The sequence below is a fragment of the Allobosea sp. 2KB_26 genome (assembly GCF_052115715.1).
In the GTDB taxonomy this organism is placed as follows: Bacteria; Pseudomonadota; Alphaproteobacteria; order Rhizobiales; family Beijerinckiaceae; genus Allobosea.
In genome coordinates this window covers 1,044,050-1,066,937 of record NZ_JBFRHE010000001.1, presented here as the reverse complement: position 1 = coordinate 1,066,937, position 22,888 = coordinate 1,044,050, and the positions used below count along the sequence as shown (strand labels likewise).

Here is a 22,888-nt window from a genome sequence, read left to right as displayed (position 1 = left end):
AAGCGATCCATGCCGCGGCCCTGACGCCTGGATTGCTTCACTCCGCTGGTGCTGAGGCGTTGCGCTATTGCAGCCTGACCGAGACGCTCTCGCTCGCTCCTGCGCCGTCGATCACCGATATCCGGACAAAGCCCTTGCCGCCGGGCTGCCAGGCGGTCTCGCGGCGACGGGTCGGCGCGGTCACCGGCGCTCCGTCGACCAGCCAGGTATAGGGCGGGGCGCCCCCAGCGACCTTGAGGTTGAGCAGCGCCTGCCCGTCGACGGCCGACGCCGCGAGATCGATGCGCGCGCCTTCCGGCGGGAAGGCCAGCGTGAGACCGGGCCGGGCCAGTGCGCTCAGTGTCTTCGGCACATCCTGCCGGAGATGGCGCAGCGGTGGCGGCAGGTTCGATGTCGAGGATATGATGGCGTTCGGCGGCTGCGGGAATGGTCGCGGATCATGGCCGAGCCGGGCAAACGCATCGAACAGGATCGGCGCCGCGACGACGCGTCCGATGAGCCCCGGCACGGCCCCGTTATCGGCGCGGCCGACCCAGACGCCGATCGTGTGCTTGCGGTCGAAGCCGACGGCCCAGGCATCGCGATAGCCATAGGATGTGCCGGTCTTGTAGGCGATGCGCCCCGGCGCGGCATTGAGCGGCGGCGGAGCGCCGAGCAGGGTGTCGGCGACATACCAGGCCGCGACCGGATCGATGAGACGGGGCGCCTCTCCGGCAGGCTGATCGCTGGCCTTGACCTTGAGCGGCAGCATCTCGCCGCCGCGGGCGAGGCCGACATAGAGCCGCGTCAGGTCGGACAGTGTGATGCCGAGACCGCCAAGGCCGACCGCGAGGCCCGGCGCACCGCCCTCCTTCGGCATTGCGATTGCGATGCCGGAATCGCGCAGTCGCGAGAGGAAGCGCTGCGGACCGAGTGACGAGAGCAATTCCACGGTCGGGACGTTCAGCGAAAGCTGCAATGCCTTGCGCGCGCTGACCATGCCCTGGAAGCCGAGATCGAAATTCTCCGGCACATAGAGCCCGTAACGCGCCGGCCGATCCTCCAGCATGGTCTCGGGATGGGCGAGGCCATTATCGAAGGCGAGCGCATAGATGAAGGGCTTCAGGGCCGAACCCGGCGAGCGCAGGGCACGGGTGAGGTCGAGCGAGCCGGCGCGCTCGGCCGCGAAATAATCGACGCCGCCGACCGAAGCACGGATCTCACCAGTCTCGTTGTCGACGGCGAGAACGGCAATCGAGACCTGCGGGGCGAGGCCGAGGCTGCGTTCGCGGGCAAGCTGCTCGAGATTGGCCTGCAGCCTTGCATCGATGGTGAGGTAGTGACGGCGAATGGCCGGTGCCTCGGCCACGGCCTGCTCGGCGACATGCGGCGCCAGATTGGGAAAGGCTCTTCGTGCGGTCGGAACAGGCTCATCACGCGCGGCAGCGACTTCGGACTGTGTCACAAGGCCTGCTGCCTCGATGCGGGCGAGCACCCGGTCGCGCGCCTTGCGGGCGCTCTCGGGGAAGCGGTCTGGACGGCGTTGCTCCGGCGCTTGCGGCAGGGCGACGAGCAGGGCGGCTTCCGCAGTCGAAAGGCGTTTCGGTTCGCGGCCGAAATAGGCAAAGCTCGCCGCACGCAGGCCTTCGAGATTGCCGCCGAAGGGCGCGAGCGCCAGGTAGAGATCGAGAATCTGGTCCTTGCTGAAGCGGCGTTCCAGCTCAATCGCACGCACGGCCTGGCGCAGCTTGGCGGCAAGCGAACGCTCCTCGCGCGGCTCGAGCAGGCGCGCGACCTGCATGGTCAGTGTCGAGCCGCCGGAGACGACGCGGCCATTGCTCAGCATCTGCCCGGCAGCACGCAGCATCGCGACCGGGTCGATCCCGGAATGGCTGTCGAAGCGCCTGTCCTCGAAAGCCTTCAGCATCGCGAGATAGCGCGGGTCGACATCCTCGACGCCGACCGGAAGCTTCCAGCGACCGTCAGCGGTGAGGAAGGGGCGCAGCAGCTTGCCCTCGCGATCGAGCACCACGGTCGAGCGGTCATGCGCGGCCGAGATGTCGAGCGGGGGGAGAGTAGAGGCGTAGTGGACGATGGAGCCGGCAGCCAAACCCATGAGCGCGAGCCCGAGCGCCGATACCAACGCAACGGGTTTCAGCCAGCGACGTCGATCCCTCCCGCCCTGCGACGTGGAGGGAGATGCGACACCGTTCTGCTCGTCCTGCGCGATCACGAGCCTTCGCGCTCCTACCTGGCCGAGGTGATGTCGACCGTGCCGAAGGCGGTACGGCCGAAGCGGTCGGGACGATACATGTCCTCAATGGCGGCTGCGGGCGCGACATAGCGGCCGGGCGAGACGGCGCGCGCGATATAGGCGACCGTGAAGGAGAGCGGCTGGTTGGAGGAGCCAGGCCGTTCGAAGGCTGCGACATAGCGATCGTCGCGGGCTTCGGTGTGGACCGGCGTGACCTCCTGCTTCAGCCAGCTCAACCCCTGCGTGGAGGCCCCCTCGGTGAGATTGGCATTCTCGATCTCGAGCCCGGCAGGCAGCGGATCGACCAGCAGCAGCCGCCCGTAGCGGACCGAGGGCTCGGTCACCGCCAGCACGACGACATAGCGCTCGTTCTGGCGCAGGCGCGCCGGATCAGCCTTCTCGCCCTTCATGGTGTAGTAGCTCCGCTCCAGCGCAAAGCCCTGGTTCAGGGCGGGCTCGGCTGCGGTCGGAATCCCGGCAACCGTGATCACGGCCTGCGCAGAGGCGGCGCCGGGATTGGCGATGGTGAGCGGCTTTGCTTCCAGCGCCTCGTCCGAAAGGGTGCGGTAGAAGGCGCCCTTGCGCTCTGTGCCGTCGACAGTCAGCGCCATGCCCTCGGCCTCCTTGGCCATGGCCTGTGCCGCCAGCACCATCCACATGTTCTCCTGTGTCGAGGTGTAGCGGGCGGAGCCGCGGGCGCTCTCGACGATCGAGGAGGCGCGGGCGATGTCGGCACGCTCGCCATTGGTTTCGGCGATCAAGGTCAGGACCGCGGTGCCGTCGCGCAGACGCGAACCGTAATCGGGCCGCGACAGGCCGTCGTCACGCGCCTCCTGGAGGCCAGCCAGCGCGCTGGTGAAAGCGGCGCGACCGCGACCGCGATCGCCGAGCAGCGCGAGCGCCGCCCCAATCTGGGCGCGGGCCAGCGGCGAGGCGAACTCGCCCAGCTTGTTGTCGGCGAGATAGCGCAGGTCGCCCATCACCGGCCGGCCGTTGCGGGCGAGCACATAGAGCGCATAGGCGATGCCGGCGGCTTCCTCCTTGTTGATCTCGCTGGTGTTGACGACCTGATTGCGCAGCCGGTCGAGCGCGAGATTGAAGGCGATCTGCGGGACGTTGAACTGGCGTTCCCGGGCGCGGGTCAGGAAGTCCGTGACGAAGGCATCGAGCCAGAGGTCTTCGCCGCCGACACCCCAGAGCCCGAAGGAGCCATTGCCGCCCTGGCGGGCGAGCACGCGCTCGATCGCGCCGTTGACGCGCTCATCGGCATTGGCATCGAGCGCGAGCTGCTCGAGGCTGGCCAGCCGGTTGACATGCAGCAGCGGCAGGGCGCGGCTGACGGTCTGCTCGGTGCAGCCATAGGGGTAGCGGTCGAGTGCCTTCAGGATCGCTGGCACGTCAAGCGCAGCCAGCGGCGAGACGGAGACCGAGACCTGGCCGGAGCGCGGCACAAGATCGGTGAGGAGATCCGACGACAGGGTGATCGAACCGCCATTGCTGGGGATCGGCCGGACGATGCGGCGCGCGATCGTGTTGGCCGAGGGCTGCACGCGCACCGCGAGGTTCTGCACGGTACCGACGCCGTTCGGGCCGCTGATCCGGACATCGAACTCGGCGCGGCCGAGACCCGCCGCCGTGACCGGGATCGTCATCTGACCCTTGGCGCCGGCCGCGAGGGTCAGCGTGCGCCGCGTCGCATCGGCCGCAACGAGGACGGGGCCCTTCACGTCGAGGTCGACGAGATAGGGGCCCGCGGGTCCCTCGACATTGTCGATCTGGAGATGGAAGCGCGACTGGTCCCCGATCGCGAGGAAGCGCGGCAGCGTCGCCTGGGCGACGATCTGGTCGCGCACGATGACGTCGGTGCTGGCCTGGCCGGTGCGGCCTTGCGACCAGGCAACAGCCATGACGCGGACCGAACCGTTGAAGGCGGGCAGCTCGAAATCGATCTTCGCGGTACCGTCCTGACCGAGCTTGACCACCCCGGAATAGCGCGCGAGCGGCTCCTGCGTCGGCGCCTCGCCCTGCAATGCAGGCGCTGCATCACCACCCGAGCGGATGGTGCCGCGCACGCCCTGCATGCCGTCGATCAGATAGCCGTACAGGTCACGGAGTTCGTGGCCGATCTGGCGCTGGCCGAAGAAGTACTTGCTTGCATCGGGGCTTTCGAAGCGGGTGAGGTTGAGGATACCGACATCGACCGCCGCAACCGTGACGAAGGCCTCTTCGCCGGCGCGTGCCCCGCTGACCTTGACCGGCAGGGACAGCGTCGAGAGCGGGCGCACCAGATTGGGCGCTCCGAGGTCGACCTGGAGCGTGCGTTGTTCCTTGCCGATCGAGAACCAGGACAGGCCGATGGCGCGCCCGGGCAGGCGCTGGGCGGCGGTGTCCATCGGGCGGTGGGCCAGCGCGACGAGATAGGCACTCGCACCCCATTCAGCCTTGACCGGGATCGAGGCCGTGCTGCCGCCGGGAGCGATGTCGATCGTCTGGATCTCGTTCAGCTTGTCGCCGACGACGGCGAGCGTCGCCTTGCCCGCGAAGCGCGGCGAGAGCCTGACCTGCATGGTCTCGCCAATCGCATAGGACGGCTTGTCGAGCGCGACCTCCAGCACATCGGGCGTGTCGGCGGTCTTGTCGCTCTCATAGCCGACGGTGAAGGAGACGCTTGTCTCGGTTGCGTCTGAGCCATCGGAGGCGACGTCGAGCCGGTAATTGCCCCATTGAACCGGGGCAGCGATGCGGGCTGCGGCCGTCTCACTGACGGCGACCTCGCCATCGGCGACGCGGCGCGTCGTCTTCACTCCCTCATAGTTCCAACGACCATCCTGGAAGAACCACTGATAGTTGCGATTGACCTTGGACAGCGTCCATTTCACGCCCGGCCTGGCGAGGCGGCGGCCGTCGCCATTGGCCATGATGACGTCGAAACTCGCCGTCTGGCCGTTGCCGAGCTCGCCATCCCTGAACAGCGGCTTCACGCCGATGGCGGCGCCCTTCGGCACGATCGGCAAGGTGACGGAGCGGGCGATGGCGCGGCCGCCCGGCTCACCGACGCGCAAGGTGATCTCGACCTCGAGCGGACGGTTGGTCTCGGGCTGCTGCACGCCGGCCGAGATCGTGGCCTTGCCTGCGGCGTCGGTGGTGGCGCTCTCCTCCAGGTCGCTCTGGATCGACTCGAAGGCCTCGTCGGTGAGGCCGACCTGAAACTCGGCGAAGCCAGGGATGGCGGATTTCGCGGCGGCGCGGATCGTGGTCGAACCGTTGACGTCGAGCTCGGAGCCCGGCGCGCCGTAAAGATAGCGCGCAGTGACATCGATCTCGGCCGGTTCGCCGGCCTGGAGCACGGGAGATTTCGGCGCGAGCGTCAGCTCGAGGCGCTCGGGGACGTAATCCTCGACGAGGAAGGAAACCTCGCCGATGGCTGTGCCCTTCGGGTCGGCATAGGCCTGGACGCGCCAGGTGCCGGTCTGTGCGCCGGAGATCAGCGGGATGGAATGAGCCCGCCCGCCGGCACCCTGATCCTCGACCTGACGGCGGCGGTACTCGACACCGTCCGGTCGCTTCACCACCAGCGTCAGCGGCAGGCCGGTGACGGCAGCGCCGGCGGAATCCCGCAGCAGGCTGGTGAGGTAGACGGTCTCGCCGGAGCGATAGACGCCACGCTCGGTATAGAGATAGGCGTCGAGGCCGGCCGGAGCGACGCGGCCCTTCACGCCGCGATCCGAGAGATCGAAGGCGGTCTGCTTGAGATCGAGGAAACCATAGTCCTCGCCGAGCAGGGCGGTGACGAGGCCCGGCGCATTACCACCCTGGCCCTTGGCAAGGCCGGCATCGAAGCGGGCATAACCCTTCGCATCGGTACGGGCGGTAGCGAGGACCTCGTTGTTGCGGGCGATGAGGCGCAGCTCCGCATTCGGGATCGGCGCGGCGTTCGCGAGCGAGCGCGCCAGCACATGCACGCCATCAGGGCCGGAGAAGGATGTCAGGCCGAGATCGGAGACGACGAACCATTGTGTCGCGCGGGTCGAGCCGTCGTCATAGTCGCCGTCGCCCGAAGGCTGCACTGCCTGACCGCCCGTCGGCTTGGCAAACATCACGTAGACGCCGGGCTTGAGCTGCCCGACCGCTTCCAGCACCGGGAAGGCGGTGATCACATCCTTGTTGAGCTCGGACTTGACGTCCATCGCGCCGGCCCAGACGCGCTGGCCCTTGTCGGACGCGATCTGGCCCGCGTTGTAGCTGCCGAGCTGGCTGAGGAAATCGTCGGAATGGACGGAGTTGATCAGGTTGCGGTCGCCGATGCGCATGACCTCGAGGTCGAGCTTGTCGGCATTGACGGAGACGACCGGGATGCCCTGCTGACCGGTGCGCGGCAGCACATAGTTCTTGCCGGTGAAGCGCACTGACGGCGTGCGGTCGCGGACATAGACCTCGTAATCGGCGGATTTCAGCAACTTCTCGTCGGGGAGTGCGGAAGGCACGCCCTGGCGAATGACGAAAGCATAGCGTTCGCCGTGGCGCAGGCCATCGACGCAGATCTGGCGCTCCTCGGCGCTGACAGCGAAATCACCCTTGCCGCCGGAAATAGCGACATAGGGCGCGAAATCGACACGCCCGCGGGCGAGCGGCTCGGAGAATTCGAAGCAGGCGCGCGGGCTCGCCGCATCGGCATCGACCTTGTTGGAGAGCAGGCGGAAGCCGCGCTTCTCGCGCAGGCTTTCATAGGCGGTGCGCAGCTGCGCATTGTCCTGGAGATCGAGGCTGAGACGATAGGTGGTCAGGGCCGGGCGCCAGAGTTCGTTGCGCTCGAAGGTGCGGGCGAGCACGGCGAGCGCGGCTGCTTCGTCCGGACGGGAGGTTGCGCGCTGATAGGCGAGGTAGGCGGCACTGATCGCACGTTCGCGCAGTTCCCAGCGCTCGCGATAGTCACGCGGCTCGATCGCATTGGCGGCGCGTGCCATCAGGCGCCAGCCGGCGGAGTTCTGCGGATCGGCGACGACCGCGGCATTGGCCTGGGGCAAGGCGGCGCGGGCATCGCCGCGCGAGAGTGCGGCTTCGCCGTCGCGTAGCGCGACCGCAGCGGGGCGCGTGTTGGCCGAGACGTCACGCTTCAGGCGTTCCTCGAGCCTTTGCCCGTCGGCCTGGAGATCGTTGCGGATATAGGCCTTCTGGGCGAGCGCCGGCGTGGCGGCGAGGGCAAGACCGAGGATCAGCGCGAGCCGGGAGAGCAAGGTCATGATCAGTCCCTTCGGCCGGTCCGGCCTGTCGTCATCGATGCCGCGCCACTGTGAGGACGGCACGGTATGACCAAAGGCTAGCATCCGTGCTCGGCAGTGCAACGTGAAAGCTGGCGGTACCGTCTTGCAGCAACGGCGGAGCCGGCCGCGCATCTGCCGCCTGAGGCTCTGAACCGGTGCGCATGACGGCCTCCTTGAAAGCACGTCTCCTGCGCCTCAATTGCTGCGGATGCGTCGTGCCGAGGCTGACCTCGGCACGATCTCCCTGGACAGTAGCAAGCCTGAACGGACATGTGCATGACACAGCCTCTCGAACTGGGACTGGACACGTTTGGCGATGTCACCGCCGGGGCGGACGGACAGCCGCTGCCGCATGCGGAGGTCATTCGCAACCTGATCGACGAGGCCGTTCTGGCCGATCAGGTCGGAATCGATTTCTTCGGTGTCGGCGAGCATCATCGCGCTGATTTCGCCATTTCCTCACCTGAGGTCGTGCTTGCGGCGATTGCCGGGCGGACAGAGCGGATCCACCTCGGCTCGGCCGTCACGGTGCTGAGCTCGGACGACCCGATCCGGGTGTTTCAGCGCTTCTCGACGCTCAACGCGGCATCCGGCGGACGAGCGGAGGTCATTCTTGGCCGTGGCTCCTTCACCGAGTCCTTCCCGCTGTTCGGTTACGAGCTGCGCGATTACGAAACCCTGTTCGAGGAGAAGCTCGAAATCTTTGCGGCACTGATCAGTCAGGAGGCGGTGACCTGGTCCGGCACGACGCGGCCGCCGCTCAAGAGCCAGCGCGTATTTCCCACGCTGGAAACCGGGGTGCTGAAGACCTGGATCGGGGTTGGTGGGAGCCCCGAATCCGTCGTTCGCGCCGCCCGCTACGGCCTGCCGCTGATGCTCGCGATCATTGGCGGCGATCCGACGCGCTTCCGGCCCTATGTCGATCTCTATCACCGCGCCTTCGCGCAACTGGGGAAGCCGGTGCCGCCGGTCGGGGTGCATTCGCCGGGCTATGTGGCCGAGACGGACGAGCGGGCGCGCGAGGAGTTCTTCACGGACTATAAGCGGATGCGCGACCGGATCGGCGGCGAGCGTGGCTGGCCGCCGATGAACCGCGCCGAGTTCGATCAGGAAATCGACTTCGGCTCGCTCTATGTCGGGTCGCCGGAGACGGTTGCGCGCAAGATCGCCGCGACGGTCCGGGCGCTCGATGCGGCGCGCTTCCAGATGAAATACAGCGCCGGGCCTCTTGGCCATGACAGGCTCATGCGCTGCATCGAGCTCTATGGGCGCCGGGTCGTGCCGCTGGTCCGCGAGATGCTCTCCTGACGAGACCAGTTGCGGATGCGCCGGCAATGACGCTTCAATGCTGCCGATTGCAGGGGAGCGCGTGATGGCGACGGGGTTGAGGTCTTCGCTTGGGACAAGGGGGCTGCTCGTCGCTGCCGGGTTGCTGTTCTCGCCGGTGCTCGCGCAAGCCCAGCCGCAACCTGCGGGGAATCCGCAACTTGCCGCGGCGCAGGCTGCCTTCGACGCCTTGCCCGAGGTCGAACGCAAGGCGATCCAGAACGACCTGATCTGGGCGGGACATTTCAACGGCGCGGTGAGCGGCTCCTACGGGCCGCTGACCTTTCGTGGCATCAACGCGCTGAAGGCCGGCTCACGCGGCGCACCGGACGGCATCCTGACGCCCGTCGAGCGCCGGGCGTTGGCGCAGGCGGCGGGGGCGGCCCGCGAGGCCGCGGGCTTCCGCGTCATCACCGACGAACGCACCGGCATACGCATCGGCATTCCGACCAAGCTGCTGCCGCGCCGCGAGGCGACTGCGATCGGCGGTGGCCGCTGGCAGAGCGAGGACGGAAGGGTGACACTCGACACGAGCACCGCACCGGCAGGCGACACGCTGGAGGCGCTGTTCGAGAAGGCTACAAGCACAGGCGTTCCCGGACGGAAAATCACCTACAAGCTGCTGCGGCCCGATTTCTTCGTGGTCACCGGCGAAACCTCGACGGGGCGCTTCTACCGGCGCCTGTCGGCAGGGCCGGGCGGCCTGCGCGGCTTCTCGATCGGCTACGACAAGGCTCTCGCTCCGAGCGTCGACAAGCTCGTCATCGCCATTGCCAGCAGCTTCGAACCCTTTCCGACCGGGCCTGCGCCTGCGATGACGGGTCCTGCAGCCGCGAGCGCGGCGACGCCAGGTGCGGCATCTCCGGTCGTGGTCGGGACAAGGCCGACGGAACGCTTTGGTGTCGGCCTCGCTGTCTCGGATAAGCTCGTCCTGACGGCGACGGCGGCAATCGACCCCTGCAAATCGCTGAAGGTTTCCGGTCGGCCGGCGCGGCTGCGCATCAAGGACGATGCGAGCGGCCTTGCTGTGTTGGAGGTCGACGGCGCCGCAGCGGGTACTCCTCCAGGTCTTCGGAGCGAGGCGCTGGGGGCGCAGGAGAGCGTCGTGCTGATGGCATTCGGCGATTCCGGCGGGCAGCGCACCGCGATGGCCCTGCCCGGACAATCCGTGCGCCTCGGCGCCGGCGAGGCCGTGTTCGCGCCGTTGCAACCAGGCCAGGCCGGCAGCCCGGTCTTCGACCGCCAGGGTCGGCTTGCCGGGGTGGTAACGGCCAACCCCTCGGACAAGGTGCTGATTGCAGGTGTCGCGCCACAGCGCGCCTATGCGGTTGCCGCCGGGGCTGCCATGCAGGCGTTGCTGGGCAAGGCGGGCATCACGCTTCAGACCGCGACGTCCGGGCCGGAGATCAGCACCGGGGCAGTGGTCGAGAAGGTCGGAAAGGCCGCATTGCCCGTCGCATGCGGGCTGTGAACCCACCTTCAAAGAGCAGTTGTTTCCGCTACGACAATCGGCTCAGATAGCGTCGGACTGACAAGGGAGCCCCGCATCCGCGGAGAAGCATCCCGCAAACTAAATCGATTAAGCGGAGGGAACACGGGAATGACCGACAGCATCAGCAGACGTAAGCTTTTGAAGGGTGCGGCAGCCGCGGGTGCGGCAGGTCTGATCGTCAAGCCGGCGATCGCACAGGCGCAATGGCCAAGTCGCCCTCTGACGATGATCTGCCCCTGGGGTGCAGGTGGCGGCACGGACGCGACGGCGCGCATCGTTGCCTCGCTCCTGGAGAAGGATCTCGGCCAGCCCTGCAACGTCGTCAACCGCACCGGCGGCTCGGGCGTCGTCGGCCATTCGGCGATCGCGACGGCGGCTCCCGACGGCTACAATATCGGCATGCTGACGGTCGAGATCTCGATGATGCATCATCAGGGGCTCACCGATCTCACGCCGGCAAGCTATACCGCGCTGGCGCTGATGAACGAGGATCCGCCAGGCGTGCAGGTCAGCGCCTCGAGCCCGCACAAGGACATCAAGGCTCTTGCCGAAGCCATCAAGGCTGCGCCTCCCGGCAAGCTCAAGGCCTCGGGAACAGGCCAGGGCGGCATCTGGCACCTCGCGCTGGTCGGCTGGCTGGTGGCGATGGGGCTGAAGCCCGATCATGTCGCCTGGGTGCCGTCGAATGGCGCAGCACCCGGCATGCAGGATCTCGCGGCCGGCGGCATCGACATTGTCACCTGCTCGGTGCCCGAAGCCCGGGCCATGATCGATGCCGGCAAGGCGAAGTCGCTCGCCATCATGGCGACCGAGCGCAATCCGCAGTTCAAGGACGTTCCGACGCTGAACGAGACACTCGGCGTCAATTACTCGGTCGGCGCCTGGCGTGGCATCGGCGCGCCCAAGGGGCTGCCGGCCGATATCCAGGGCAAGCTCGCCGCCGCGCTGAAGAAGGCCTTCGACTCCAAGGAGTACAAGGACTTCATGAACGCCCGGGGCTTCGGCATGAAGTTCGCCGACCCGGCAGGCTTCGCTTCGTTCATGGCCGAAGGTGACAAGGCCATGGCGTCCGCCATGAAGGCGGCGGGCCTGGCCAAGGCCTGAGGCGGAAAACGGTTGGCGGAAGGGTGAGGCAGCTTCATCCTTCCGCCGCTTCTCGATCTTTCAGACTGTGCCTGAAATGAGTGCGGGAGATGCGGTCGCGCTCATGGCGCCGCCCCGGCACGGATCAGCGGACGTTTTGCGATGCTTCTATCCGACAAGATAACCGGGGGCGTGATGGTGGCGCTCGGCGCCACTGCCTTCATCTACGGATCCACGCTTCCGCCGGTCCCTGGCCAGCAGGTCGGCCCCTCCGCCTTTCCAATGGCCGTCGGGGCTGCCCTGGTCCTCTGCGGCACGCTGATCGTCTTCGGTATCGGGCGACATTTCGAAGAAGTGGCCGAGGCGGATGTCGCGAGCCATAGTGCGCCGGACCTGCACGAGCCCCTGCCGGCCTGGCGGAACTGGCTTGCATTGCTGCCGCCGGCCCTGCTCGCCTTCTATGCACTTGCTTCCGAGGCATTGGGCTTCCTGCCGACGGCGGGAATCATGGTTGTGATTGCGAGCCTCGCCTTCGGGGCGCGGCCGAAGCTCGCGGTGCCATTGGCGTTGATCGCGCCTTTCGTCATCAACTTGATTTTCCTGAAGCTGCTGCGCGTGCCCTTGCCCGGCGGCCTTCTGCCTTTCCCGTGGTGAGCCGATGAATACCGTCATCCAGGCCTTCGGACTCGTCTTCCAGACCGATGTGATGATCGCGATCGTCGCTTCGGCCTTTTATGGCCTGACCGTGGGCGCATTGCCGGGGCTCTCGGCGACGATGGCGACGGCGCTGCTGGTGCCGATCACCTTCTATCTTTCGCCGATCGCTGCCATTGCCACCATCATCACCGCATCGGCGATGGCGATCTTCTCCGGCGACATTCCGGGCTGCCTGCTGCGCATTCCCGGGACGCCGGCTTCCGCGGCCTACACCGACGAAGCCTATGCCATGACCCGCAAGGGCCAAGCCGAGACGGCGCTCGGCATCTGCCTGTGGTTCTCGGCGCTCGGTGGCATTGCCGGCACGCTGTCGCTGATGCTGATCGCACCGTTGCTGGCCGAGTTCGCGCTGTCCTTCTCGACCTACGAGAATTTCTGGCTCGCCATGCTGGGGTTGATGTGCTCGACGCTGGTCGCCCGCTCCTCGCCGATCAAGGCGATCGCGGCGATGCTGCTTGGCCTGCTGATCACCTGCATCGGTATCGACAATCCTGGCGGCGTCCCGCGCTTCACCTTCGGCTCGACCGACCTTCTTGGCGGCATCGAGCCGATACCGGCGCTGGTCGGCGTCTTCGCGCTTGCCGAGGTGATGCGCGCCCTGACCGAGCGCGAGCCGCCGAAGCTGGAGCATCGCCGGCTCGGCAGCATCCTCAAGGGACAGATCGAGCTGACCAAGAAATATCCGAAGCAGCAGACACGCGGAAACATCGTCGGCATCATCATCGGCGTTCTGCCCGGTGCTGGTGCCGACATGGCTGCCTGGGTCAGCTATGCCATGTCGAAACGCTTTTCAAAGACCCCGGAGAAATTCGGGACCGGCCATCCCGAGGGGCTGATCGAGGCCGGTGCGAGCAACAACGCCTCGCTCGCTTCGGGTTGGGTTCCGGCGCTGCTCTTCGGCATTCCCGGCGATACGATCACCGCGATCGCCATCGGCGTGCTTTACATGAAGGGGCTCAATCCGGGCCCGACGCTGTTCACCGAGCAGGCGTCGAGCATGTATGCGCTCTATATCATCTTCATACTCGGCAACATCATCATGATCCCGTTCGGTATCATCATGATCAGGCTGGCGAGCCGGGTCGTCGGGGCTCCTCGCTCGGCGGTGATGCCGGTGATCATGATCTTCTGCGCGGTCGGCGCCTTCTCCACGGCGGGCAACAACCTGTTCGCGGTCTGGTGTGTCGCGATCTTCGGCCTGCTCGGTTTTGTGATGGAGAAGAACGGCTATCCCGTCGCAGCCATGGTGCTCGGCATCGTCATGGGCACGATGGTGGAGCAGAGCTTCGTCACCTCGTTGATCAAGTCGGACGGTTCCATCCTGCCCTTCTTCAGCCGCCCGGTCTCGATGGTGCTGTCTTCGATGACGATCGCGGCACTGCTTTGGCCCGTCTTCATGTGGTCCCTGGAGAAGCTGCGGGCGAGGCGGGCCGTTGCCGCGTAGGTGCCGCGGGAGGCGGCCTCAGCCGATCACGTTTAGCGCCTTCAACGCGTCCAGGCGCTCGGCCGGCAGGCCGAGTTCTTCCTCAAGGACTGCCCAGGTGTCATGGCCCAGTGCTGGCGGCATATGGCGCACCGGCAGCCGTTCGCCGTCGAGCCGATAGGGCGGAGCGAGCACGGCGGGTGCGCCGGCATTGTCGCCATCCTCCACCAGCATGCCGGCTTGGCCGGCCCGTTCCGAACGCAAGGCGCGGTTGAGACCGAGCACCTCGCCGCAGGGGATGCCGTTCGCCGCCAGTTTCGCGAGCAGTTCGGCGCGCGGGCGGGCTCGCAGTTCCGCCTCGATGAGCGGGAGCAGTTCGGAACGGTGGATGGTGCGCTGGAGGTTGGTGGCGTAGCGCGGGTTCTCAGCGAGATCGATCCGGTCGATTACCGTGCGGCAGAAGCGATCATACTGAGCATTGTTCCCGACGGTGAGGACGAGGGCGCCGTCTGCCGCATCGAAGACGCCATAGGGCACGATCGAGGGATGGGCGTTTCCGTAGCGCGGCGGATCCTCGCCGAGCGCCAGGGCCTCCAGCCCGTAATAGGAGGTGACCGAGAGACCGCAATCGAACAGCGCCATCTCGACATGCCTGCCCTTGCCGGTACGTCCGCGCTGGACGAGAGCCGCGAGCACGGCCTGCGCCGCATATTGGCCGGTGAAGAGATCGGCGATCGCGACACCGAATTTCAGCGGTGGCTGGTCGTCATTGCCGTTCATGGCCATGAGGCCGGATTCGCCCTGGATCACGAGATCGTAGCCGGGGCGTGCGGCCTCGGGTCCAACGGAGCCGTAGCCGGCAATGGAGCAGTAGATCAGGCCGGGGTTCTCGGCGCTGAGCGCGGCATAGCCAAGGCCGAGCTTGTCGGCGCCGCCGGTCTTGAAATTCTGGATCAGCACATCGCTCTTGCGCGCGAGCTCGAGGATGATGGCGAGGCCCTCGGGCTGGCCGAGATCGATGCCGATCGAACGCTTGTTGCGGTTGACGCTGTTGAAATAGCAGGTGTTGCGCTCTCCAAGCCGCATGCCCCAGTCGCGCGTATCGTCGCCGCGCTGGGGATGTTCGACCTTGATGACATCGGCGCCGAGATCGGCGAGGACCTGCCCGCACCAGGGGCCGGCGAGGATGCGCGAGAGATCGAGCACGCGAATGCCGGCGAGGGGGAGGTCGGAAGCGGTCACGAACCCATCACTCCTTCAAGGCTGGCTGCCAGCGCGATCAGGCGCGGCCGGACGTCCTCGAGCAGAAACCCGGGATCGAGGATGACGGTCGGCGCGCCGCAATTGATCGTCATCGGCGGCAGACCTCCGCCGGGGTGGAAGGCCACTGCGATCGCGCTCACCGTCGGTTGCCAGTCGCCGAAGGAGCGGACGCAACCTGTCAGCCGATACTCCTCGAGCGCCTGTTCAATGCCCTCGCGCAGGCTTGGCCAGGCAGTGTCGTCGACGGAGCGGAAGTCGTCCATGATGGTCTGGCGCTCGGCTGCGTCGCAGGCGGCGAGATAAGCCCTGCCCATGGCACTACGCGCCATCGAGATGCGCGAGCCGGTATCGATGTTGAGCGCGATCGCGACCTCGCCCCGGCAGCACTCGATATAGCGCATGCTCAGCCGGTCGCGGACGCCGAGGCCGACCGAGGCCTTGGCGAAATCGGCGAGTTCCTGCATGCCGGGCCGGGCGATCTGGCGGACATCGAGCCCGGCAAGCGCGGTCGCGCCGAGCGCGATCAGCGCGGTGCCGAGCCGGTATGCTCCGCTATGCGGGACATGATGGAGATAGCCGAGCTTGGTCAGCGTATAGGTCAGCCGCGAAACAGTGGAGCGGGCAAGTCCGCAGCGTGCTGCGATTTCCGAGTTGGCGAGCGCATCCTCGTTGCGCTTGAAGCAAGCGAGAACATCGAGCCCGCGCGCCAGGGCGGTGACGAAATGCCGGTCCTCCTTCGGGCCGGCACGTTCGCCGCGTTCGGGGAGATCCGACAACTGTGCCGCCATGGCCTCAGCGTTTCATCAGGAACGCGGCGAAGGCGGCCTGTGCCTCGGCCGAGACCAGGCGCTCGCCGAAATGCCTGGCTTCGAGGGCGATCGTTTCGGCCACGGCGGCAGCGTTGCCGCGCTTCAGCAGCATCTTTGTCAGGGCGACCGATTGCGGCGGCAGGGCAGCGAGTGCACGTGCCTTGTCGAGCGCGATCGAGAGCGCTTCGCCTTCCGCCACCACGGCATTGACGAGGCCCGCTTCGGCTGCCGTCTCCGGGGGGAAGGCCTCACCCAGCATCAGCAGTTCCGCGGCGCGCTTGCTGCCGGCAATCATCGGCAGGAGATGGCTCGATCCGCCTTCCGGGCAGAGCCCGAGCGTGACGAAGGGCAGGCGGAAGCTGGCGCTGCGTCCGGCGAAGGCGAGATCGCAATGCAACAGCATCGTGGTGCCGATGCCGACGGCAAAGCCCTCGACCGCGGCGATGATCGGCTTCTTCGCTGTCGAGATCGTCGTCAGGAAATCGATCGCGATGCGGGCACCGTCGCCAGACGCGGCCGCGAAATCCTTGATGTCGTTGCCGCTGGTGAAGCACCCCGCCGCGCCAGTGAGGACCAGCGCGCAGACATTCTCATCGGCTTCGCCGGCGGTGATGGCGGCGATCAATCCAGCATAGGTGGCGCGGTCGAGCGCGTTGCGCCGGTCGGGCCGGTTGATGGTGATCTGCAGGACGCCGGGAGAGGGGTTTTGAGTCAGAACGGTCGCGGTCATTCCCTGCCTGTCCTTGTCATCTTCGCGCGATTCCAGCAGCGCTGTTCCGCCTGTCGGAAGGCCGCACGGCAATGCTGGATTCGCGGTAACGAGCCGCCTAGCGTCGATGGCTTCAAGGCATGACATGCTGCTTCTGTGGCGGTCAAGTTGCAGGCGCGCATTCTGCGATGCAGTTTTCACTCTGTCGCTCGATCGACGCTGCTTCATGCATTCTTGACAAGAAGCTGCCGGTCACCTCTCTAATCTATGAATTGCAGCACTTAATTCTGCGATGCAGAATAAAATCGTGAGGAACATGCCCATGGAGACCGTCCGGCTGTCGCAGCGCGGCTCGGTGGCGATCGCGACCATCGACAATCCTCCGGTGAATGCCTTGAGCGCCAGTCTGCGGGCCGCTCTCGTCGATGCGCATTCGCGCGCGGCTGCCGATCCGGCGGTCGAGGCCATCGTGATCGCGGCTGCCGGGCGGGCCTTCATCGCCGGTGCCGATATCAGCGAGTTCGGCCGACCGCCGGTCGAGCCGACGCTGCCTGCCGTGCTTGCGATCATCGAAGGCTCTGCGAAGCCAGTTGTGGCTGCGATCCAGGGCGTCGCGCTCGGCGGTGGGCTGGAGCTTGCACTCGCCTGCCATGGCCGTGTGGCCGCACCCGTCGCAAAGCTCGGCCTGCCCGAGATCAAGCTCGGCATCATTCCGGGCGCCGGCGGTACGCAACGCCTGCCGCGCGTGATCGGTGCGGCAAAGGCTTTTCCGATGATGCTCGGCGGAGAGCCGATCTCTGCGGAGAAGGCCGCTGCACTTGGCCTCGTCGACCGTGTCGTCGAGGGCGACCTCGTTGCTGCAGCCGTCGCGCTGGCGCAGGAGCTGGCGGCCAAGGGGGCGCCCGTGAAGACCGGCGAGCGAGCGGACAGGCTCACATCATCCGACCGCGAGGCGTTCGAGGCTCTGGCCCAGGACGCGGCAGCCAAGTCCGGCGACATGCCGAATGCGCTGGCGCTGATCGAGGCCGTGCGCGGCGTCTTCACCCTGCCATTCGGCGAGGGGCTTGCGGCCGAGCGTGCGCTGTTCCTCACGCTGGTTGCCGATGATCGCTCCAGGGCCTTGCGATACGCTTTCTTCGCCGAGCGCGAGGCGGCCAAGGTTCCGGGCATCGACGAGGGCAAGGCAGCGCGCCCGATCAAGCAGGCGGCCGTGATCGGCGCAGGCACGATGGGCGGCGGCATTGCGATGTGCTTCGCCAATGCCGGCATCCCGGTGACCGTGATCGAGACGACACAGGAGCAGCTCGACAAGGGCTATGCCCGCATCCGCGACACCTACGGCTTCTCGGTCAAGCGCGGCTCACTGACGGAAGCGGCGCGTGACCAGCGAATGGGGCTGATCACGCCGCAGCTCGGGCTCGAAGCCGCAGCCCAGGCGGATATCGTGATCGAGGCGGCCTTCGAGGAGATGGGCGTCAAGCAGGAGATTTTCGGCGCGCTCGATCGGATTGCGAAGCAGGGCGCAATCCTGGCCTCGAACACCTCCTATCTCGACCTCGCGACCATCGCCATGGCGACGAAGCGGCCGCAGGATGTGATCGGGATGCATTTCTTCAGTCCGGCCAATGTCATGAAGCTGCTCGAGATCGTGCGGCCCGCCGGCGTCGCGGATGATGCGGTGGCCTCTGCGATCTCGCTCGGGCGCAGGCTCGGCAAGGTGCCGGTCGTGGTCGGGAACTGCTTCGGCTTCGTTGGCAACCGCATGCTGGAACAGCGCACGCGGGCCGCCGAGCGGCTGCTGATCTCCGGTGCGCTGCCGCATGAGGTCGATGCGGCGCTGACCGGGTTCGGCTTCAAGATGGGCCCCTTCGCGATGTCGGATCTCGCGGGCAACGATATCGGCTGGCGCACGCGCAAGTCCCGCGGCAAGACCGCAGCGGTTGCGGACGCGATCTGCGAACGCGGCTGGTTCGGTCAGAAGACGGGGCGTGGTTACTACCTCTATCCGGAGGGAGCGCGTGCCGGGCAGCGCGACCCGGAGGTCGAGACGTTGATCGCGCAGGTTTCCAAGGAGCAGGGCGTCGAGCGCCGGGCGATGAAATCCGACGAAATCCTGGCGCGCCTGCTCGATCCGATGGTCAATGAAGGCGCGAAGATCCTCGCGGCGGGCATCGCTGCGCGGCCGGGCGATATCGATACGATCTGGATCAACGGCTATAACTGGCCGGCTTGGCGCGGTGGCCCGATGCACTGGGCCGACTCGGTCGGGCTCGACGTGATCGTGAAGCGGCTGGAAGTGCTCGCCGTGGAGAGCGGCGATCCCGCGCTCGAGCCGGCACCGCTGCTGCGCAAGCTTGCGGCCGAGGGCAAGAGCTTTGCGGAATTGAAGGTCGGGGCGGCGTGAGCCGGACGCGGCGCCCGATCTGGCAGGAGCGCTTTCCGCAGGCCTGCGACTGGGACGCGGCAGTGGAAACCGGCACGGTGCCGGACCTGCTCGTACCGGCCGTTGCGGCGCGCCCGGATGCGGTGGCGATCGGGTTCCGTGAGGGCGAGCTGAGCTATGGCGAACTCGACAGGCTGGCCACCCGACTCGCTGCAGGATTGATCGCCGATGGTGTCAGGCCGGGCGATCGGGTGGCGCTGTTCCTCCCTAATACGCCCTGGCATCCCATTGCGTTCTTCGCGGTCGCGCGCTGCGGCGCGACCGTCGTACACCTGAGCGCGCTCGATGCCTTGCGGGAGATCGAGCACAAGCTCGAGGCAACGCAGCCGGTCTGCCTGATCACCACGAATCTTCCGGGTTTCCTGCCGCAGGTGCAATCTCTGCATGCGGCGGGATTTGCCGAACGCGTGCTGGTCGGCGACGATATGCGCTGGGGGCCGGGGGAGGCCGAGCCGCTGGATCTGCCGGCCGGTGGCGATTTCGTCTGGCTCGACGGCCTGATGACGGCGCCACTCCCGGCAAGCTGGCCGATGCTCTTGCCGGACGATGTGGCGCTGCTGCAGTTCACCGGCGGCACCACCGGATTGCCGAAAGCAGCGATGCTGACCCATGGCAATCTTGTCTCGGCGGTGAATATCTACCGGCTCTGGACGGATGGCGAACCGCTCGAAGCCGGAGCGCAAACTGCGATCGCGGTGCTGCCGCTGTTCCACATCTATGCACTGACCACGATCCTGCTGCGCCATTTGCGAGACGGCAATCGCATCCTGCTGCGCCAGCGCTTCGATGTCGAAACCCTGATCGAGGATATCTCGCTCCGCCGGGCGACCATGTTCTCCGCCGTGCCGACGATGTGGTTTGCCCTGCTCAATCGCAAAGGCGTCGAGACGGTCGACTTTTCCTCGCTGCGCTCCTGTGTCTCGGGCGGGGCGCCTCTGCCTTTCGAGGTCCAGATCCGACTCGAAGGCATATTGGGTGTCAGGCTGAACAATGGCTGGGGCATGACCGAAACCGCACCCGCCGGCTCGCGCCTGCCGAAACAGGCGCAGCCCCGGCCCGGAGTGATCGGCGTGCCGCTGCCAGGCCTCGAGATGAAGATAGTCTCGCTCGATGCCGGGCGTGCCGATTGCCCGCCCGACGAAATCGGTGAGATCGCCATTCGTGGTCCCAATGTCTTCAAGGGCTACTGGAACGATGCGGAGGCGACGCGCGATGCCTTCCACGAGGGCTGGTTCCTGACCGGGGATCTCGGCCGGATGGGCGCAGATGGGCTGTTCCAGATCGTCGACCGGCGCAAGAACATGATCATTTCGAGCGGCTTCAACGTCTATCCGGTGGCGATCGAGAATGCGATCTACGAGCATCCCGCCGTGCAGGAAGTGCTGGTGATCGGCATCGACGACGATTATCGCGGCCAGGCGGCAAAGGCCTTCGTCGTGCTCAAGGCCGGTATGCCTGTCTTTACGCTCGACGAATTGCTGCTCTTCCTGAAGGATCGCCTCGGCCGCCACGAGATGCCTCGCGCGCTGGAATTTCGCAACGGCCTGCCACGCAGCGCTGCCGGGAAGCTGCTGGCGAAAGTGTTGATTGCCGAAGAACAAGAGAAGCGGGCCAGGCCCGCTTCTCCCGAATCCGCCGCATAGGACCTGAGAAAATCCATGACTGAAGCCGTCATCGTCTCCACCGCCCGTACGCCGATCGGCAAGGCCTATCGCGGCGCCTTCAACCAGACACGTGGTGCCGATCTTGCGGCGCACGCGATCAAGGCTGCCTATGAGAAGGTCGGGATCGAGCCGGCAGCGATCGAGGAGATCGTGCTCGGCTGCGGCTATCCGGAGGCTGCGACCGGCGGCAATGTCGCCCGTCACGCCGCGCTTGTCGCCGGTATCCCGGTTGCGTCCGCCGGCGTCACCGTCAGCCGCTTCTGCGCTTCGGGCCTCGAGGCGATCGCGCATGCGGCACGGCGCATCGTCATGGATGGCGTGCCGGTCGCGATCGGCGGCGGCGTCGAGTCGATCAGCCTGGTGCAACCGGTGGTGCGGCGCGAGCTCACCCAGAACGACTGGCTGATGAAGCACAAGCCCGAGATCTACACGACGATGATCGAGACCGCCGACAATGTCGCGGAGCGCTATGGCATCTCGCGTGAGGCGCAGGATCTGTTCTCGCTGGAAAGCCAGCGCCGCACGGCCGCGGCCCAGCAGCGCCGGCTGTTCGACGACGAGATCGTGCCGATGAGCGCGGTGATGTCGGTCACCGACAAGGCGAGCGGCGAAACGCGGAACGAGCAGGTCACGCTCGCCAAGGACGAGGGCAATCGGCCAGACACCACCTTGGAGGGGCTCGCGAAGCTGAAGCCGGTGCGCGGCGAGGACAAGTTCATCACCGCCGGCAATGCCAGCCAGCTGTCGGACGGTGCGGCTGCGAGCGTCGTGATGTCGGCGAAGGAGGCTGCACGACGGGGCCTGTCGCCGCTCGGCATCTTCCGTGGCTTCGCATCGGCTGGCTGTGAGCCGGATGAGATGGGCATCGGCCCGGTCTTCGCCGTGCCGCGCCTGCTCGAGCGCAATGGACTGAAGGTCTCGGATATCGATCTCTGGGAACTCAACGAGGCCTTCGCCTCCCAGTCGATCTATTGCCGCGATGAGCTCGGCATCGACCCCGAGAAGGTCAACGTCAATGGCGGCGCGATCTCGGTCGGCCATCCCTTCGGGATGAGCGGGGCACGGCTGGTCGGCCATGCATTGCTGGAGGGGCGCCGCCGCAAGGTGCGCTATGCCGTCGTCACCATGTGCGTCGCCGGTGGCATGGGGTGCGCAGGGCTGTTCGAGATCAACCAGGGCTAGCCATCATGGACCTGCGCTTCACGCCCGAGGAAATCGCCTTCCGAGACGAGGTGAGGCAGTTCTTCCGCACGGAGATCCCGGCTTCGATCCGCAGGAAGGTCTCCGAGGGGCTCGGGCTGGCGCGGGAGGACTATGTCACCTCGCAGCGGATCATGAACGCGCGCGGCTGGGCCGTGCCGCATTGGCCCAGGGAATGGGGCGGACAGGATTGGAGCCCCATTCAGCGCTATATCTTCACAGAGGAGATGCTGCTCGCCGCCGTGCCGCTGCCGCAGCAGTTCAACTGCTACATGGTCGGGCCGGTGATCGCGGCCTTCGGCTCCCAGAGCCAGAAGGAGAAGCATCTCGCGCGCATCGCCAATCTCGACGAATGGTGGTGCCAGGGCTTCTCCGAGCCCGGCGCGGGCTCGGATCTCGCCTCGCTGAAGACGCGGGCGGTCCGCGACGGCGAGCATTACATCGTCAACGGCCAGAAGGCCTGGACCACGCTCGGGCAGCACGCCGACTGGATCTTCTGCCTCGTGCGCACCGACCCCGCGGCGAAGAAGCAGGCGGGCATCTCGTTCATCCTGATCGACATGAAGACGCCCGGCATCACCGTGCGCCCGATCATCACGCTCGAGGGCCGGCACGAGGTCAACGAGATCTTCTTCGACGATGTCCGCGTTCCCGTCGAAAACCTCGTCGGCGAGGAGAACAGAGGCTCGGACTATGCCAAGTTCCTGCTTGCCAACGAGCGTGTCGGCATCGCCCGGATCGGCCTCTCCAAGGAACGTCTTGCCCGGATCAAGCGGCTGGCGAAGGAGATGCCGGCCGGCGACGGTGTGCTGTGGGATGACGCCGATTTCCGCGAACGGTTTGCGCTGGTCGAGATCGAACTGAAGGCGCTGGAAATCACCCAGATGCGGGTGGTTGCAGCACAGGGCAGGCGCGATCCCAACAAACCCGATCCTGCCTCGTCGATCCTCAAGATCAAGGGCTCGCAATTGCAGCAGGCGACGACGGAACTGCTGCTGGAGGTGGCCGGGCCATTCGCGCTTGCCGCGCCGCTGCGGACGGGCGACCTCAGCAATGACTGGCCCTTCGAGCATGACTGGGCCGATGCCGCTGCAGCGAGCTATTTCAACAACCGCAAGGTCTCGATCTATGGCGGCTCGAACGAAATCCAGAAGAACATCATCGCCAAGGCAGTGCTGGGGCTTTGACGATGAGGCTTGGCGCCCTGCCTCGTCCTGGCCATCACCGTCTTTCCCCTTTGCGCGTTGCAGGACGCAGGCGCTCGC

The 22,888-nt window shown here is 66.6% G+C and carries 14 protein-coding genes; 9 read left to right on the top strand and 5 right to left on the bottom strand.

The window, feature by feature from the left end; all coding sequences use genetic code 11:
* Positions 1–64 precede the first annotated feature (64 nt).
* The gene (pbpC, locus tag AB4099_RS05150; protein ID WP_441477671.1) at positions 65–2,095 is read right to left on the bottom strand and encodes a penicillin-binding protein 1C; all 2,031 of its coding nucleotides are present in this window, start codon (positions 2,093–2,095) and stop codon (positions 65–67) included.
* Between the two features lie 131 nt (positions 2,096–2,226).
* Positions 2,227–7,473 (bottom strand): alpha-2-macroglobulin, encoded by a 5,247-nt coding sequence (locus AB4099_RS05145; protein ID WP_441477670.1) that lies wholly within the window; start codon positions 7,471–7,473, stop codon positions 2,227–2,229.
* Positions 7,474–7,770: 297 nt separating this feature from the next.
* On the opposite strand from AB4099_RS05145, the gene AB4099_RS05140 reads away from it, so the two are divergent.
* The 5 genes from AB4099_RS05140 (at position 7,771) to AB4099_RS05120 (ending at position 13,556) form a co-directional block, all read left to right on the top strand.
* A complete protein-coding gene (locus tag AB4099_RS05140; protein WP_113517341.1) occupies positions 7,771–8,802 on the top strand; it encodes an LLM class flavin-dependent oxidoreductase in 1,032 nt (343 codons plus the stop codon).
* Between the two features lie 37 nt (positions 8,803–8,839).
* Entirely contained in the window at positions 8,840–10,291 is a 1,452-nt protein-coding gene (locus AB4099_RS05135) for a trypsin-like peptidase domain-containing protein (RefSeq protein ID WP_441477250.1), read from the top strand.
* Between the two features lie 129 nt (positions 10,292–10,420).
* Entirely contained in the window at positions 10,421–11,416 is a 996-nt protein-coding gene (locus tag AB4099_RS05130; RefSeq protein WP_113517339.1) for a tripartite tricarboxylate transporter substrate binding protein, read from the top strand.
* A 141-nt stretch (positions 11,417–11,557) separates the two neighbouring features.
* Positions 11,558–12,049, top strand: a complete 492-nt coding sequence (locus AB4099_RS05125) for a tripartite tricarboxylate transporter TctB family protein (protein WP_441477249.1) — start codon at positions 11,558–11,560, stop codon at positions 12,047–12,049.
* 4 nt (positions 12,050–12,053) lie between these two features.
* Entirely contained in the window at positions 12,054–13,556 is a 1,503-nt protein-coding gene (locus AB4099_RS05120; protein ID WP_113517337.1) for a tripartite tricarboxylate transporter permease, read from the top strand.
* Between the two features lie 18 nt (positions 13,557–13,574).
* On the opposite strand, the gene AB4099_RS05115 is transcribed toward AB4099_RS05120, so the two are convergent.
* The 3 genes from AB4099_RS05115 to AB4099_RS05105 are packed head-to-tail and all read right to left on the bottom strand — an operon-like array spanning position 13,575 to position 16,337.
* Complete coding sequence (locus tag AB4099_RS05115; RefSeq protein ID WP_113517336.1) at positions 13,575–14,777, bottom strand: CaiB/BaiF CoA transferase family protein; 1,203 nt, start codon at positions 14,775–14,777, stop codon at positions 13,575–13,577.
* The gene (locus AB4099_RS05110; RefSeq protein ID WP_441477248.1) at positions 14,774–15,586 is read right to left on the bottom strand and encodes an IclR family transcriptional regulator; all 813 of its coding nucleotides are present in this window, start codon (positions 15,584–15,586) and stop codon (positions 14,774–14,776) included. Before AB4099_RS05110 ends, AB4099_RS05115 begins: the two co-directional genes overlap by 4 nt.
* A gap of 4 nt (positions 15,587–15,590) precedes the next feature.
* Positions 15,591–16,337, bottom strand: a complete 747-nt coding sequence (locus tag AB4099_RS05105; RefSeq protein ID WP_441477247.1) for an enoyl-CoA hydratase-related protein — start codon at positions 16,335–16,337, stop codon at positions 15,591–15,593.
* Between the two features lie 301 nt (positions 16,338–16,638).
* On the opposite strand from AB4099_RS05105, the gene AB4099_RS05100 reads away from it, so the two are divergent.
* Genes AB4099_RS05100 through AB4099_RS05085 form a run of 4 tightly spaced genes read left to right on the top strand, consistent with a single transcriptional unit; the run spans position 16,639 to position 22,810 of the window.
* Positions 16,639–18,720 (top strand): 3-hydroxyacyl-CoA dehydrogenase NAD-binding domain-containing protein, encoded by a 2,082-nt coding sequence (locus AB4099_RS05100; protein WP_441477246.1) that lies wholly within the window; start codon positions 16,639–16,641, stop codon positions 18,718–18,720.
* Positions 18,717–20,402 (top strand): AMP-binding protein, encoded by a 1,686-nt coding sequence (locus tag AB4099_RS05095; RefSeq protein ID WP_441477245.1) that lies wholly within the window; start codon positions 18,717–18,719, stop codon positions 20,400–20,402. Before AB4099_RS05100 ends, AB4099_RS05095 begins: the two co-directional genes overlap by 4 nt.
* 15 nt (positions 20,403–20,417) lie before the next feature.
* Positions 20,418–21,605, top strand: a complete 1,188-nt coding sequence (locus AB4099_RS05090) for an acetyl-CoA C-acyltransferase (RefSeq protein ID WP_441477244.1) — start codon at positions 20,418–20,420, stop codon at positions 21,603–21,605.
* A 5-nt stretch (positions 21,606–21,610) separates the two neighbouring features.
* Positions 21,611–22,810 (top strand): acyl-CoA dehydrogenase family protein, encoded by a 1,200-nt coding sequence (locus AB4099_RS05085; RefSeq protein WP_441477243.1) that lies wholly within the window; start codon positions 21,611–21,613, stop codon positions 22,808–22,810.
* Positions 22,811–22,888: the final 78 nt, after the last annotated feature.

Coding starts and splice junctions, on each gene's coding strand:
- pbpC (WP_441477671.1), bottom strand. CDS start 2,095: ATGGGTTTGGCTGCCGGCTCCATCGTCCACTACGCCTCTACTCTCCCC.
- AB4099_RS05145 (WP_441477670.1), bottom strand. CDS start 7,473: ATGACCTTGCTCTCCCGGCTCGCGCTGATCCTCGGTCTTGCCCTCGCC.
- AB4099_RS05140 (WP_113517341.1), top strand. CDS start 7,771: ATGACACAGCCTCTCGAACTGGGACTGGACACGTTTGGCGATGTCACC.
- AB4099_RS05135 (WP_441477250.1), top strand. CDS start 8,840: ATGCTGCCGATTGCAGGGGAGCGCGTGATGGCGACGGGGTTGAGGTCT.
- AB4099_RS05130 (WP_113517339.1), top strand. CDS start 10,421: ATGACCGACAGCATCAGCAGACGTAAGCTTTTGAAGGGTGCGGCAGCC.
- AB4099_RS05125 (WP_441477249.1), top strand. CDS start 11,558: ATGCTTCTATCCGACAAGATAACCGGGGGCGTGATGGTGGCGCTCGGC.
- AB4099_RS05120 (WP_113517337.1), top strand. CDS start 12,054: ATGAATACCGTCATCCAGGCCTTCGGACTCGTCTTCCAGACCGATGTG.
- AB4099_RS05110 (WP_441477248.1), bottom strand. CDS start 15,586: ATGGCGGCACAGTTGTCGGATCTCCCCGAACGCGGCGAACGTGCCGGC.
- AB4099_RS05105 (WP_441477247.1), bottom strand. CDS start 16,337: ATGACCGCGACCGTTCTGACTCAAAACCCCTCTCCCGGCGTCCTGCAG.
- AB4099_RS05100 (WP_441477246.1), top strand. CDS start 16,639: ATGGAGACCGTCCGGCTGTCGCAGCGCGGCTCGGTGGCGATCGCGACC.
- AB4099_RS05090 (WP_441477244.1), top strand. CDS start 20,418: ATGACTGAAGCCGTCATCGTCTCCACCGCCCGTACGCCGATCGGCAAG.
- AB4099_RS05085 (WP_441477243.1), top strand. CDS start 21,611: ATGGACCTGCGCTTCACGCCCGAGGAAATCGCCTTCCGAGACGAGGTG.